The organism is Streptomyces sp. NPDC028314, assembly GCF_055565795.1.
Genome location: NZ_JBVHTP010000018.1, coordinates 102,401 through 115,181 on the forward strand (window position 1 = coordinate 102,401; position 12,781 = coordinate 115,181).

The following is a 12,781-nucleotide window of genomic DNA, read 5'->3' on the forward strand; positions in this document are numbered from 1 at the left end:
CTCGCCGTCTCGGCCGGGGTGGCGCTCGCCGTCATGCTGATCGCCTTCGCGGTGGGCGTGCGGCTCGGGAGGCACCGGGTGGTGGACGTGGCCTGGGGCCCGGCGTTCGCGGCGGTCGCCGGGGCCACGTACGTGATGTCGGACGGCCGGCAGCCCCTGCCGGCCGCCCTGACGGTGCTCTGGGGCCTGCGGCTGGCCGGGCACATCGCGTGGCGGGGCCGCGGGCACGGGGAGGACCCCCGGTACGAGCGGCTGCTGGCCCGGGCTCGCGGGAGCCGGAACCTGTACGCGCTGCGCGTGGTGTACCTGCTCCAGGCGGCGCTGGTGTGGCTGGTCTCCCTGCCGGTGCAGGCGGGGGCGTACGCGACGCGGGGCCCGGGCTGGCCCGCGGTGGCGGCGGGGACGGCGCTGTGGCTGTGCGGGCTCACCTTCGAGGCGCTCGGGGACCACCAGCTGGCCCGCTTCAAGGCGGACCCCGCGAACCGGGGCGGGATCATGGACCGGGGCCTGTGGTCGTGGACCCGGCACCCGAACTACTTCGGGGACTTCTGCGTGTGGTGGGGGCTGTCCCCGACCGCGTGGGGGACGTGGGAGGCGGCCGCGGTGTCGGTGGCGGGCCCGCTGGTGATGTCGTACCTGCTGATCGCGGGCAGCGGCAAACGCCTCCTGGAACGCCATATGGCCGACCGCCCGGGCTACGCCGCGTACCGCTCCCGCACCAGCGGCTTCCTCCCCCGGCCGCCCCGCCGCACCGGCTGAGCGGTCCTTTCTGCCCGGCCCGACCGGCTGAGCGGTCCTTCCCTGCCGGCCCCCGCAGGCGGGACAGCACTTAGGATCGCGGCATGGCGGTGGACGAGCTCGACACCCGGATCCTGCGCCTGCTGATCGAGCAGCCGCGCACCAGCGTGCGCGAGTACGCGCGGCTGCTCGGCGTGGCGCGCGGCACGCTCCAGGCCCGGCTCGACCGGCTGGAGCGGAGCGGGGTGATCACCGGGACGGGTCCCGTGCTGTCCCCCGCCGCGCTCGGGCACCCGGTGCTCGCCTTCGTGCACATCGAGGTCACCCAGGGTCACCTGGACGAGGTCGGCGACGCCCTGGCGGCCGTACCGGAGATCATCGAGGCCTTTTCCATCACCGGTGGCGGGGATCTGCTGACCCGGGTGGCGGCCCGGGACAACGCCCATCTGGAGGACGTCATCCAGCGGCTGATCCAGCTCCCGGGGGTGGTCCGCACCCGGACCGAGGTGGCGCTGCGCGAGCGCGTGGCGCACCGGCTGCTGCCGTTGGTGGAGTCCGTGGGAAAAGCTGCCCGTAAACCCTGACAAGATGGATGGGACACGTACACAACCGGCAGAACGGGCAAATGCGGATGATCTCCGTCATATTCGATCTTGACGGCACTCTCGTGGACAGCGAGCCGAACTACTACGAGTCCGGGCGGCGCACCCTGGAGCGCCACGGCGTCCCCGATTTCACCTGGGAGCAGCATTCCCGCTTCATCGGCATCGGGACGCTGGAGACGCTGGAGATCCTCAAGGAGCGGTACGGGCTCCGCGCCCCGGTGGAACAGCTGCTCGCGGAGCAGAACGCGGCCTACCTGGAGCTGGCCCGGACGGAGACCGAGGCGTTCCCCGAGATGCGCAAGTTCGTCGAGCGGCTGCACGCCGAGGGCGTCCCGATGGCCGTGGCCTCCGGTTCCTCGCGGGAGGCGATCGACGCGGTGCTGGCCGGGACCGGGCTGGACGCGCTGTTCACCACCGCGATCTCCGCCGAGGAGGTCCCCCGGGGCAAGCCCGCCCCCGACGTGTTCCTGGAGGCGGCCCGCCGGCTCGGCGCGGACCCGGCCGACTGCGTGGTCGTGGAGGACGCGGCGCCGGGCGCGCTGGCGGCACGCGCCGCCGGGATGGCCTGCCTGGCGGTCCCGTACGTGGCGCAGACCTCGGGCGATCCGGCCTTCGCGGCGGCCGGGCTGCTCTTCCGCGGCGGCCAGCGGGAGTTCAGCGCGGACACCGCCTACGAGTGGCTCGGCGAGCACCGGGCCGCCTGACCCCGGCCCGCGGGGCAGCCCCGTCCCCCGCGTCCAACTGCCCCCGGAAGCTGCCCCTTCCGGCGGATGCGCACCCCTACGGTCGTCCCGGTACACGAGCGCGGCGGATCCTCCGCCGCCCACACCGGGAGAGGCCTCATGAAGACGAACAGGAAGCTGGCGGCCGGCGGCGCGGCGATCGTGCTGGCCGCGGGCATCGCGATCACGGCGGTCGGCGCCGCCAACGCGGCGCCGGCGCCGGCCCCCGCCGAACGCATCACCTCCGTGAGCCAGCTGCACGAGAGCCTCGCCCAGGCGGTGGCGCAGGAGCAGGCCCTCGGGCTCCAGGGCACCATCGGCGGCCCCGTCGGCCGTGAGGTGCTCGAGTCGCACGACGTGATCGACGGCTGACGGGACGGGTGAGCACCGTGGGATCCGACTCGACGACGGCCGCGCCGTCAGCAGCGGCGGCGCCGTCGGCCGCGGCCGCGCCGTCAGCCGCGAAGCCGTCGGCGGCCGCACCCTCGACCTGGTGCCCGAGCAGCGAGGCCCGGGCGCCCGAGTCCGTCGTCCTCGGCGTGCGCTCCGCGGCGGACGGCCGGGTGACCTACCTGGCCGATCCGGTCGCGGCGTCGGAGGTGCTCGGCTCGATCCCCGAGGGGATCGAGCCGACGCGGGTGCTCCGGTTCGCCTCGCACTGCGTCTCGAGCTGCGTCAACCGGCGGGGCGACGACTGCGCCCTGGTCGAGCGGGTCCTGGCCCTGCCACCCGCGGCCGAGTCCCGAGCGGTCCCGCGGTGCCACCTGCGCGCCCGGTGCCAGTGGTGGCAGCAGACCGGGGTGGACGCCTGCCACCGCTGCCCGGCCATCACCACGGCCACCTTCCAGGAGGACGAACTGGCCACCCTGGTCGCCGATCCGGCCACCACCCCGCAGCAGCTGGCGGCCTGGATCGAGGCATCCGCCTGATTGCATTTCGTACGAGGGCGCGGACTCCCGGCATTGAGCTGGGAGTTCGCGCCCTCCGTCATTAACCGGGCACGTTCCCGTGCCCCTTTGCAAGGCAATCCGGAGATTGCGCGCAAGGACAGCTTGATTCCGTCAACCATCAATTCTCGGCCACGACTTGGCCGAAACTCCCGCAGTCAAAAGGTTGTGGTGGCACCACGGGGCGGATGTACGATATCTACCGAACATGTGCCCTTGGCAACCATCGACCGGACCTCGACCATCCTGTTCAGCCGCCAAAGGCCCATGCCGCATTGCTGATTGTCGCCGGGTCACCCCCGGCTGCACGGCCGAGGTCACACACCTTTCACGGGGTGAGCTTCCGGTCGGCGTGCGAAACATGTGCGCCACCGCGCGCTCGCTGCATCAAATAGGAGAAAATTTCGTGTCTCACATGCGCAAGATCGTGGTTGCAGCCATCGCCGTCTCGCTGACCTGCGTCACGGTTTCCGCCAGCGCTTCTCCGGACACCGACAAGCCCTCCCAGCCGGCCGCCTCGGCCGTCGCCGTCTCCGCCATCACCGGCACCTGGTACAACCAGCTGGGCTCGACCTTCGTCGTGACGGCCGGCGCCGACGGTTCTCTCACCGGCACCTACGAGTCGGCCGTCGGCAACGCCGAGAGCCGCTACGTCGCGACCGGCCGCTACGACAACGCCCCCGCCACCGACGGCAGCGGCGCCGCCCTCGGCTGGACCGTCACCTGGAAGAACGACTTCCGCAACGCCCACTCCACCACCACGTGGAGCGGCCAGTTCACCGGCGGCAACGACGCCAAGATCAACACCCAGTGGCTGCTCACCTCGGGTACCACCGCCGCCAACGCGTGGAAGTCCACCCTGGTCGGCCACGACGAGTTCAGCAAGACGAAGCCGTCCGCGGCCGCGATCGACGCCGCCAAGAAGGCCGGCGCCGTCAACGCCAACCCCCTCGAGAACGCGCAGCAGTAAGGCGCCCCGCGCCCATCGGCGCCCCGGCTCCGGTAGGCCGAACCGCTCGACCGAACGCGCGCGAGCCGTCCGAAGGATCCTCTTCGGACGGCTCGTGCGTCCGGTTGTCCGCGTGCCCGCGCCCGCCCGCGTCCGACGCGGCGGCGGGCCCGGTACGACCTGCCCGGACGGCGCCCTCACGGCGCACCGGGGACGTAGAGACGCGTCTCACAGTTTGCCCGCCCGGCAGGTATTCAACGTGATCATGGCCGGTTGATACCGCTGCCCTGAAGAGGTGGGATTCATTCATGACGGCAATGCCCGTTGACAATGTCGATCTGTTCGACCAGGGGTACGCACTCGACCCCTTTCCGGTGATGGCCGCGCTCCGCGAGCACGAACCCGTGAAGTTCGACGAGAACACGGGCCTTTGGTTCATCAGCCGTTACGAGGACGTACGCGCGATTCTCCTTGATCCGGATAATTTCCTTCCGGACAATGCGATCGACGCCATCGGCCGCTTCTCGGTGCAGACGCTGCGCACCCTCGCACGCGTCAAGTTCGATCTTCCGCAGACCCTGGCCAACAACAGCTCGGACAGCCACTCCGGTTACCGGCGGATAATGACCCGGCTGCTCAATGCCCAGGCCGTCAATGCCTCCGTTCCTATGGTCGAGGCGGTCGTCGCGCAATCACTCGACGAGGTCGAAGAGCGGCTCGCCGCCGACGGGGTGTGCGATCTGGCCACGACCCTGGCCCGCGACGTACCCTTCCGCGTGATGCTGCGGCTGCTCGGCCTGGAGCAGGCCATCGACGTGGACATCGACACCCTGGCCCGGTGGAGCGACGCCTCCCTGGAACTGTTCTGGGGGCGGCCGAAGGGCGAACGGGAGGTACGGCTGGCCCGCGAGGCCGCCGAGTTCTACGCCTGGCTCGCGGACCTGGTGTCCCGGCCGGCACCCGGGGAGGGCACTCTGCTGGGCGCCCTCGCCGCCCATCGCCTGCCGAACGGTGAGCCGCTGAGCGTGGCCGAAGCCGCCGCGGTCGTGTACTTCATGATCATCGCCGGGCAGATGACCACGACGCAGATGCTCAGCACGATGTACCGCCGCGCGCTCGAAGAGCCGGGCCTGTGGGAACGGTTCGCGGCGGAGCCGGGGATCGTCGAACCCTGGACCGAGGAGGTGCTGCGGCGGGATCCGCCCATCACCACCTGGCGGCGGGTCACCGCCCGGCCGATGACGGTGTCCGGGGTGGAACTCCCCGCCGGAGCACCGCTGTTGCTGATGTTGTCGGCGACCGGTTCCGACGCGGAGGTGTTCGAGAACCCCGAGCAGATCTGCCCGCACCGGGCGAACGTGCGCAGGCACCTGTCCTTCGGCGTGGGCCGCCACCGCTGCTCCGGGGCCGAACTGGCCCGGATGGAGGCCGACGTGGTGATGCGGATGACCGCCGAGCGGCTGCCCGGCCTGCGGCTGTCGGCCGACAACTCGCCGCGGATGCTGGCCCTGCTCTCCTTCCGCGCCCCCTTGCAGGTGCTGGTCGAGCGCGGCTGAACCGGGGCGGTGTAAGGGCTGGGCCGGCGGCCGCGCCCTCACGGCACCTCCCGCAGTCCCGGCCGGCCCTCCAGGAGGAGGGTGCGGATCAGCTGGTGGTCGGCCTTCCCTACGGCGGTACGGGGCAACGCGGCGGTCTCGAAGAGCCGCCTCGGACGGCTCTGCGGCGGGACGCGGCCCGCGAGCCGTTCCCGTACCCCTGCCAGGCTCAGGCGCGCTTCGCCGCTCCAGCGCACCACGGCGCACACCACGTCGCCCCCCTGCCCGTCCGGCAGGCCCACGACGCAGGCCTGCGCTATCTCGTCCAGCCGCAGCAGCGCTTGCGTGACCTCCTCCGGGTGGACGGAGGAGCCTTCGGCGGACAGCACGCCCTCGCTCCTGCCGAGCAGATGGAGGTAGCCGCGCCCGTCGACGCGGCCGAGGTCCCCGACGCTGAACCAGCCCCGCTCGTCGGGGGCTCCGCGGTGCTCCGCCGACAGGTAGCCGCTGAAGAGCATGTCGCTGCGTACGTAGACCTGGCCGGGCGCGCCGGCTCCGGCCTCCTCCCCCGAGGGGGTGCGCAGGGAGAGTTCGACGCCCGGCACCGGTCGGCCGACCGACTCCCGCGGGCCGTCGTCGTCACCGTGCAGGATGGATACCAGGCTCAGTTCGGTCGCCCCGTAGAACTCCACGGCATCCGCGCGGGGGAAGAGCCCGGCGGCCAGGGCGCGGCTCTTCGGCGCCCACTTCGACCCCACCGAGAGCAGGGTGCGCACCCGCGGGAACCGGCGGCCCGGGTGCCCGCGGACGTGCTCGGCGAGCGCCTCGAACAGCGCGGGCACCAGGTAGAGCCGGGTGACGCGGTGGCGCTCCAGGTGGTCGAGGACCGCGGCGGCGTCGAACGCCGGCAGCAGGTGGACGGTCGCACCGACGTGCAGCCCGTGCACCGCCCCGAAGAGGAAGTGCGACTGCGACAGGGCGCCCGGCAGCAGGATGGTGTCGTCCGCGCCGATGCCGAACTCGTCGGTGTAGTGGTCGAAGGTGCGCAGCCAGGAGCGGTGGGAGCGGATGACGCCCTTGGGGCGGCCGGTGCTCCCCGAGGTGAAGCCCACGTAGAAGGCAGCGGTGTCCGCGACCGCATCGAACTCCGTCTCCTCGAAGGAGGTCCGGGCGCCCGCGTGGCGGCGCAGCCATGCGTCGAAGCCGGGGCCGGCCAGCTCCGTCAGGGTGCCGGCGGCGGCGAGCTCCGCCATCGGGCCGGTGGCCGTCTCGCAGAACAGCCGGGCCGGCGGTGCCTCGCGCAGGACGAAGCCGAGTTCCTCGCCTCCCCACGCCCGGCTCAGGACCATGACCGGAATTCCGGCGATCCCCGCGCCCAGGAAGATCTCCAGGAACTCCCGGCGGCTGCCCAGGTGCAGGGCGATCCGCACCTGTGGAGCCGGGCTCCGGCCGAGCTCGGCGCGCAGCGCCCGGGCCACGGCGAGCGCGCCGTGCCTGAGCGCGCCGTAGCTCCACCGCGGCCCGGGGCCGACGCCTATGGCGAGGGCGGCACGGCCCGGTGACTCGGCCGAGTGCGCGAGGAACCCGTCGGCGATCGTCATGGCGTCCTGAGTCTTCCGGCCCGGGCCGCCGCGGGGTCGCGGCCGGCGTGCGGCAACTGCCCTACCAAGGACTGTTCTTCACCACGACGTCGATCGCCCGGTCGATCTCGGCGGCGGTGAGGTCGGCGCGCGAGGTGAGCCGGATCCGGGAGAACCGGTCGGGCACCGACGGCGGGCGGAAGCAGGCCACCTTGACCCCGTCCGCCAGGCACTTCTGCGCCCACTCGGCGGTCTGGGCCGCGGAGGGCCCGCGTACCGACACCACGGCCGCCTGGGCCTCGGTGACCGGCATGCCGGCGGCCGCGAGCCGCTCGGCGATGGCCGTGGCCACACCGCGGGTCCGGGACGCGCGCTCGGGCTCGGCGCGCAGCACCCGCAGCGCCGCCAGGGCTCCCGCGGCCGACGCCGGGGCGAGCCCGGTGTCGAAGAGGAAGCTGCGGGCCATGTTCATCACGTGGTTGACGACCCGGCGGGGGCCGATCACCGCGCCGCCCTGGGCCCCGAGGGATTTGGACAGGGTGATGGTGGTGACGACGTCAGGGCTGCCGTTCAGCCCCGCCGCGGCCACGGCGCCCTCGCCGCGTTCGCCGATGACCCCGAAACCGTGCGCGTCGTCGATGAGCAGACCCGCGCCGTGCCGGCGGCAGACATCGAGCACCGCCGCGAGGTCCACGAGGTCCCCGTCGACGGAGAACACCGACTCGGTGACGGCCAGCGCGCGCTGCTGCTCGCGTTCGGCCAGTACCCGTGCCAGGGCCCGCGGGGACGCGTGCTCCACGTCGGCCACGTCGGCGCCGGACAGCCGGTAGCCGTCGATCAGGGAGGCGTGGTTGAACGCGTCGGAGGCGATCAGGCTGCCGGGCCGGGCCAGCGCGGTGACCGCGCCGAGGTTGGCCAGGTAGCCGGAGGAGAAGACCAGAGCGGCCTCCGCCCCGCTGAACTCGGCCAGTTCGCGCTCCAGTTCGGCGTGCAGCTCGGTGGTGCCGGTGGCCAGCCGGGAGCCGGTGGAGCCCGCGCCCCAGGTCAGGGCGGCATCGGCCACGGCCCGGACGACGTCGGGGTGGCGGGTGAGGCCCAGGTAGTCGTTGCCGCCGAAGTCGATCACCTTCGACTCCGCGCCGCGGACCTGGACCCGGCGGGTGAGCCCCGCCCGGTCCCGGCGCCGGGTGCTGTCGTCGATCCAGGCGAAGACGTCGTGCGGGCCGCTCTGCCGCTCTGCTTCCATCGCTTTGCTCCGAACGCTATCCGGTGGGACCGAGGACGAGGACGCCGTTGTGGCCGCCGAAGCCGAAGGACTGGGTGATCGCCGGTCCGGGCTGCCACGTGCGGCCCTCGCCGGTCACCACGTCCACGGCGAGCCCGGGGTCGAGCGTGGTGAGGCCGAGGGTGGGCGGGATCAGCTCGTGCCGCATGGACAGCAGCAGCGCGGCGGCCTCCAGGGCGCCGCCGGCGCCGAAGGCGTGCCCGGTGGCCCCCTTGGTGGAGGTCACCGGCGGACCGGCGCCGAACACCGACAGGATGGCCTTGGTCTCCGCCTCGTCGTTGAGCAGCGTGCCCGTGCCGTGGGCGTTGATCTGCCGTACGTCCTCCGGGGCGATCCCGGCGTCGGCGAGGGCCAGCCGGATGCACCGGGCGGCGTCCGCGCCGGTGGGCGCGGGCATGGTGATGTCGTGGGCGTCGGCGGTGCTGGCCGAGCCGAGGACCTCGCCGTGGATGGCGGCACCGCGCTCCACGGCCGCGTCCCAGGCCTCCAGCAGGAGCACCGCGGCGCCCTCGGCGATGGCGAAGCCGTCGCGGTCGGCGTCGAAGGGCTTGCAGCGTCCGGAGGGCGACAGGGCGCGCATGTTGCCGAATCCGGCCACGATGGTGGGCGTGATCGCCGCCTCGGTGCCGCCGGCGAGGACCCTGTCACAGGTCCCGTCGGCGATCATCCGTGCGGCGTGCCCGATGGCGTGGGTGCCGGCGGCGCAGGCGGTCTCCAGGCTCTCGCACGGCCCCCGCCACCCCTGGTGCATGGCCACGGTGGCCGCGGCGGCGTTGGCCATCATCATCGGCACGAGGAAGGGGGAGACCCGCCTGCCGCCGCGCTCGTGGTGGACGACGGTCTGCCGTTCGAAGGTGCTGACTCCGGCGAGGGCGGTGGCGACGACGACGCCGCTGCGTTCGGCGTCCACCCCGGTCAGGCCGGAGTCCCGGTAGGCGAGATCGGCGGCGGCGACGGCGAACTGGGTGAAGCGGTCGGTGCGCCGGGATTCCTTGGCCTCCATCCAGGGCGACGGGTCCCAGTCCGTCAGCTCCCGGTGTCCTGGGGGCGGTTCCTCGAACAGGCCCTGCCAGAAGGCCTCGGCGCCGGTGCCGCACGCGCTGACGACACCGATACCGGTGACGGCGACGCGGCGCGCCCCGCTGTCCCTGCCGTTCATCACGAGGCCAGCGAGAGGATGAGGCGGTGCAGGTCGTCGACGGTCTTGATCTCCTCGACCGACTCGTCGGGCACCGATATGCCGAACTCCTCCTCGATGGCCATGACCAGCTCCACCTGGATGAGGCTGCTGGCGCCGAGGTCGTCGGCCAGGTTCGCGTCCGGGGTCACGGACTCCGCCTTGACCTGTAGGACATCGACGGTGCAGGTGGTGAGCCGGTCGAAAACGTCGTCGTCAGCCATGGATGGCCAACCTCCCCCTGAATGAGATGAATGGTCTGTTCATGGGTCCGGCTCCGAAGCCGGGATGTCATCGCCCGGCGAGCGGAGCCATCGAGATCACATGTCGTGAGCGGGCTGCGGCACGGCCTCGGGCGAGGCCTTGACGGGCCCTCTTCGGGCCGCGAGGTACCGGGGCAGGACGACCAGTGCCAGAGCGATCAGTTCCAGACTTGCGCCCGCCCAGGCCAGGGCCGCGGGCGCGAGCCGGTCGAGCACCGCCCCGCCGACCGCGCCGCCCAGGGCGACGCCCAGGTACGAGGCGGAGCTGTTGACGGAGATGGCCACGCTCGGGGCCGTGGGAGCCAGGTCGAGCACGCGGTGGATGGCGGTGGGCGGTTCGGCCCAGTAGACCATTCCCCATGCGACCGTCACGGCGAGGAACACCGCCACGACGAGGGTGGCACCGGAGGCGAAGAAGGTGGCGAGCACGGCGAGCAGCGTCATCGTCAGCACGACGCCCGACACCGAGGCGGTGAAGGTGCGTTCGGCGCCGATGCGGTCGCTGAGCCGGCCGCCGATCGCGTTGCCGGCCGCGCCGGCGACACCCCATACCAGCAGTACGACGCTCACCCGGGCGTCGTCCATGCCCGTGGCCGCCCGGGTGAAGGCGGCGAGGTAGGTGAACACGGTGAAACAGCCGGCCACCGCGAACAGGTTGGCCAGGACGGACAGCAGCACCGGCCGCTGGGCACCGATCCGCACGCGGTCGCGCATGCTGATCACGGGGGGCTGCGGTACCGGCGGCAGCACCAGGAAGAGTCCGATCAGCACCGGCAGGGCCAGCGCCACGACGAGCCCCAACGTCAGTCGCCAGCTGCCGAGTTGGCCGACCAGGGTGCCGCCGGGCACTCCGAGCGCGGTGGCGACGGTGAGGCCGCCGATGATGAGGGACACCGCCTTGCCGCGGTGTTTCTCGCCGGCGAGGGCGGTGGCGGTGGCCGCCGCGGTGTTCATGTAGAGCGCGGCGCTGATCCCCGCCAGGATCCTGGCCGCCATCAGGACCCCGTACGTGGGGGCGAGCGCGCCGAGCAGGTTCGCGAGCAGGAAGGCCAGCAGTGCGCCCCGGAGCATGACACGGCGGGAAAGGCCCGCGGTCAGGGTCATCAGGACGGGCGCGCTGATCGCGTAGCTGAGCGCGAAGACGGTGACGAGCTGACCGGCCACCGGTTCGGACACGTCGAGTTCACCGGCGATGCGGGGCAGGATCCCGCTGATGACGAAGCCGTCGGTGCCGACGGCGAAAGAGCCGAGCGCGAGAAGCGCCAGAATCACCTTGTGGGGCATGGCGCTTCCCGGGGACCCTGTTGCGGAATCGCGCATGGCAGGATCGCGGATTTCTCCGCCCCCCTTTCCAGTCGAGCCGCTCTCGTGAACCGGCTTTACGAACGGGGTTGTTCCCATCAACGTACCAGCAAGTCCGGGATGCCAAATAACGGCATTGGCGTGAGGACGATCACCCGGCCGGACGGCCGAAAAGCATCGGTCCGAGAGCGCCGCAACGGCGCCCGGAAAGCTGCTTTCCGGTCAAACCCCTCACCTGGACGGCAATGTGGCGTGAATTCGACGGCGCCGCCGTTATATTCGGGCCGTTTGCCGTCCAGCCGATCACGCGAAGGAATCCCACCTCCATGACCTCGACCGTGCCGCCCATGGACCCGGACCGGCTCCTCGCCCTCGACCGCGCCCACGTGTGGCACCCGTACGCACCGATGCCCGGCCGGACCGATCCGGTCATCGTGGAATCGGCCTCGGGCGTACGGCTGCGCCTCGCCCGGCCCGTCGAGGGCTCCGGGGAGCTCGTCGACGGGATGTCCTCGTGGTGGGCGGCGGTCCACGGCTACGGCCACCCGGTGCTCGACGAGGCGGTGCGCGACCAGGTCGGCCGGATGAGCCACGTGATGTTCGGCGGCATCACCCACGAGCCCGCCGTACGACTGGCCGCGAAGCTCGTCGAGATCACACCGGAGCCGCTCCGGCACGTCTTCCTCTCCGATTCCGGATCCGTGGCCGTCGAGGTCGCCGTCAAGATGTGCCTCCAGTACTGGCGCTCCCTGGGCCGCCCCGAGAAGCGCCGGCTGCTGACCTGGCGGGGCGGGTACCACGGGGACACCTTCCAGACGATGGCCGTGTGCGACCCGGACGGCGGGATGCACAGCGCCTGGACGGGCCTGCTGCCGGACCAGGTGTTCGCGGGCCGCCCGCCGGGCGGGTTCGACGCCGGGGTGGACGAGGCGTACGCCGCCCACCTGCGCGAACTCATCGAGCGGCACGCCCACGAGCTGGCCGCGGTCATCGTGGAGCCGGTGGTGCAGGGCACGGGCGGGATGCGCTTCCACGCGCCGGGGTACCTCAGGGTGCTGCGCGAGGCCGCCGACGCCCACGGCGTGCTGCTGATCTTCGACGAGGTGGCGACCGGATTCGGCCGCACCGGCGAGCTGTTCGCCGCCGACCACGCCCGGGTGGCGCCCGACGTGATGTGCCTGGGCAAGTCCCTCACGGGCGGCTACCTGTCGCTGGCCGCGACCCTGTGCACCTCGCGCGTGGCCGAGGGCATCTCCCGCGGGGAACTGCCGGTGCTGGCGCACGGTCCGACCTTCATGGGCAACCCGCTCGCGGCGGCCGTCGCCAACGCCTCGATCGATCTGCTCCTGCAGGACGACTGGCGCCGGCAGGTCAAGCGGATCGAGTCGGTCCTGGCGACCGCCCTGGAGCCCGCCCGGGCGCTGCCCGGCGTCCTCGACGTCCGGACGCTGGGTGCGATCGGGGTGGTCCAGCTCGACCGCGACGTGGACGTGGCGGCCGCCTCCCGGGCGGCGATGCGCGAGGGCGTCTGGCTCAGGCCGTTCCGCGACATGATCTACACGATGCCCCCGTTCGTCACCGAGGACGAGGATCTGGACCGGATCGCCGGCGCGGTCCTGGCGGCCGCGGCCGCCGCATGACGCTCCGTCAATGACCGCTTTGTGAACGGCTCACGGCG

The 12,781-nt window shown here is 72.4% G+C and carries 13 protein-coding genes; 8 read left to right on the forward strand and 5 right to left on the reverse strand.

Features of this window, described 5'->3' with window-relative positions:
* The first annotated feature begins 33 nt into the window (after positions 1–33).
* The 7 genes from ACZ4TG_RS33055 (at position 34) to ACZ4TG_RS33085 (ending at position 5,517) form a co-directional block, all read left to right on the forward strand.
* Positions 34–759 carry a DUF1295 domain-containing protein gene (locus tag ACZ4TG_RS33055; protein WP_468170372.1) on the forward strand — a complete coding sequence of 242 codons (726 nt, stop codon included), beginning with the start codon at positions 34–36 and terminating at the stop codon, positions 757–759.
* 83 nt (positions 760–842) lie between these two features.
* Entirely contained in the window at positions 843–1,322 is a 480-nt protein-coding gene (locus ACZ4TG_RS33060) for an Lrp/AsnC family transcriptional regulator (RefSeq protein WP_468170199.1), read from the forward strand.
* A 41-nt stretch (positions 1,323–1,363) separates the two neighbouring features.
* Positions 1,364–2,047: an HAD family hydrolase gene (locus ACZ4TG_RS33065; RefSeq protein WP_468170202.1), complete on the forward strand. Its 684-nt coding sequence runs from the start codon at positions 1,364–1,366 to the stop codon at positions 2,045–2,047.
* A gap of 138 nt (positions 2,048–2,185) precedes the next feature.
* Positions 2,186–2,437 (forward strand): hypothetical protein, encoded by a 252-nt coding sequence (locus ACZ4TG_RS33070; protein WP_468170205.1) that lies wholly within the window; start codon positions 2,186–2,188, stop codon positions 2,435–2,437.
* A 17-nt stretch (positions 2,438–2,454) separates the two neighbouring features.
* Entirely contained in the window at positions 2,455–2,994 is a 540-nt protein-coding gene (locus ACZ4TG_RS33075) for a hypothetical protein (protein WP_468170208.1), read from the forward strand.
* Positions 2,995–3,427: 433 nt separating this feature from the next.
* The gene (locus ACZ4TG_RS33080; RefSeq protein ID WP_468170375.1) at positions 3,428–3,982 is read left to right on the forward strand and encodes a streptavidin; all 555 of its coding nucleotides are present in this window, start codon (positions 3,428–3,430) and stop codon (positions 3,980–3,982) included.
* A 296-nt stretch (positions 3,983–4,278) separates the two neighbouring features.
* Positions 4,279–5,517: a cytochrome P450 gene (locus ACZ4TG_RS33085; protein ID WP_468170211.1), complete on the forward strand. Its 1,239-nt coding sequence runs from the start codon at positions 4,279–4,281 to the stop codon at positions 5,515–5,517.
* A 38-nt stretch (positions 5,518–5,555) separates the two neighbouring features.
* Here ACZ4TG_RS33085 and ACZ4TG_RS33090 read toward each other — a convergent pair whose 3' ends face one another.
* The 5 genes from ACZ4TG_RS33090 to ACZ4TG_RS33110 all read right to left on the reverse strand — a co-directional run bounded on the left by ACZ4TG_RS33090 (position 5,556) and on the right by ACZ4TG_RS33110 (position 11,085).
* A complete protein-coding gene (locus ACZ4TG_RS33090; protein WP_468170214.1) occupies positions 5,556–7,097 on the reverse strand; it encodes an AMP-binding protein in 1,542 nt (513 codons plus the stop codon).
* A gap of 61 nt (positions 7,098–7,158) precedes the next feature.
* Positions 7,159–8,322 (reverse strand): 8-amino-7-oxononanoate synthase, encoded by a 1,164-nt coding sequence (locus tag ACZ4TG_RS33095; protein WP_468170216.1) that lies wholly within the window; start codon positions 8,320–8,322, stop codon positions 7,159–7,161.
* A 16-nt stretch (positions 8,323–8,338) separates the two neighbouring features.
* Positions 8,339–9,520 (reverse strand): beta-ketoacyl-[acyl-carrier-protein] synthase family protein, encoded by a 1,182-nt coding sequence (locus tag ACZ4TG_RS33100; RefSeq protein WP_468170219.1) that lies wholly within the window; start codon positions 9,518–9,520, stop codon positions 8,339–8,341.
* Entirely contained in the window at positions 9,520–9,762 is a 243-nt protein-coding gene (locus ACZ4TG_RS33105; protein ID WP_468170222.1) for an acyl carrier protein, read from the reverse strand. Before ACZ4TG_RS33105 ends, ACZ4TG_RS33100 begins: the two co-directional genes overlap by 1 nt.
* A 96-nt stretch (positions 9,763–9,858) precedes the next feature.
* Positions 9,859–11,085, reverse strand: coding sequence for an MFS transporter (locus ACZ4TG_RS33110; RefSeq protein WP_468170225.1), 1,227 nt, complete (start codon positions 11,083–11,085; stop codon positions 9,859–9,861).
* Between the two features lie 344 nt (positions 11,086–11,429).
* On the opposite strand from ACZ4TG_RS33110, the gene ACZ4TG_RS33115 reads away from it, so the two are divergent.
* Positions 11,430–12,743 carry an adenosylmethionine--8-amino-7-oxononanoate transaminase gene (locus tag ACZ4TG_RS33115; RefSeq protein ID WP_468170228.1) on the forward strand — a complete coding sequence of 438 codons (1,314 nt, stop codon included), beginning with the start codon at positions 11,430–11,432 and terminating at the stop codon, positions 12,741–12,743.
* Positions 12,744–12,781 lie beyond the last annotated feature (38 nt).

Excerpts from the sequence above, each read along its gene's own strand:
- ACZ4TG_RS33055 (WP_468170372.1), top strand. The coding sequence starts at position 34 with ATGCTGATCGCCTTCGCGGTGGGCGTGCGGCTCGGGAGGCACCGGGTG.
- ACZ4TG_RS33060 (WP_468170199.1), top strand. The coding sequence starts at position 843 with ATGGCGGTGGACGAGCTCGACACCCGGATCCTGCGCCTGCTGATCGAG.
- ACZ4TG_RS33065 (WP_468170202.1), top strand. The coding sequence starts at position 1,364 with ATGCGGATGATCTCCGTCATATTCGATCTTGACGGCACTCTCGTGGAC.
- ACZ4TG_RS33070 (WP_468170205.1), top strand. The coding sequence starts at position 2,186 with ATGAAGACGAACAGGAAGCTGGCGGCCGGCGGCGCGGCGATCGTGCTG.
- ACZ4TG_RS33080 (WP_468170375.1), top strand. The coding sequence starts at position 3,428 with ATGCGCAAGATCGTGGTTGCAGCCATCGCCGTCTCGCTGACCTGCGTC.
- ACZ4TG_RS33085 (WP_468170211.1), top strand. The coding sequence starts at position 4,279 with ATGCCCGTTGACAATGTCGATCTGTTCGACCAGGGGTACGCACTCGAC.
- ACZ4TG_RS33090 (WP_468170214.1), bottom strand. The coding sequence starts at position 7,097 with ATGACGATCGCCGACGGGTTCCTCGCGCACTCGGCCGAGTCACCGGGC.
- ACZ4TG_RS33095 (WP_468170216.1), bottom strand. The coding sequence starts at position 8,322 with ATGGAAGCAGAGCGGCAGAGCGGCCCGCACGACGTCTTCGCCTGGATC.
- ACZ4TG_RS33100 (WP_468170219.1), bottom strand. The coding sequence starts at position 9,520 with ATGAACGGCAGGGACAGCGGGGCGCGCCGCGTCGCCGTCACCGGTATC.
- ACZ4TG_RS33105 (WP_468170222.1), bottom strand. The coding sequence starts at position 9,762 with ATGGCTGACGACGACGTTTTCGACCGGCTCACCACCTGCACCGTCGAT.
- ACZ4TG_RS33110 (WP_468170225.1), bottom strand. The coding sequence starts at position 11,085 with ATGCCCCACAAGGTGATTCTGGCGCTTCTCGCGCTCGGCTCTTTCGCC.
- ACZ4TG_RS33115 (WP_468170228.1), top strand. The coding sequence starts at position 11,430 with ATGACCTCGACCGTGCCGCCCATGGACCCGGACCGGCTCCTCGCCCTC.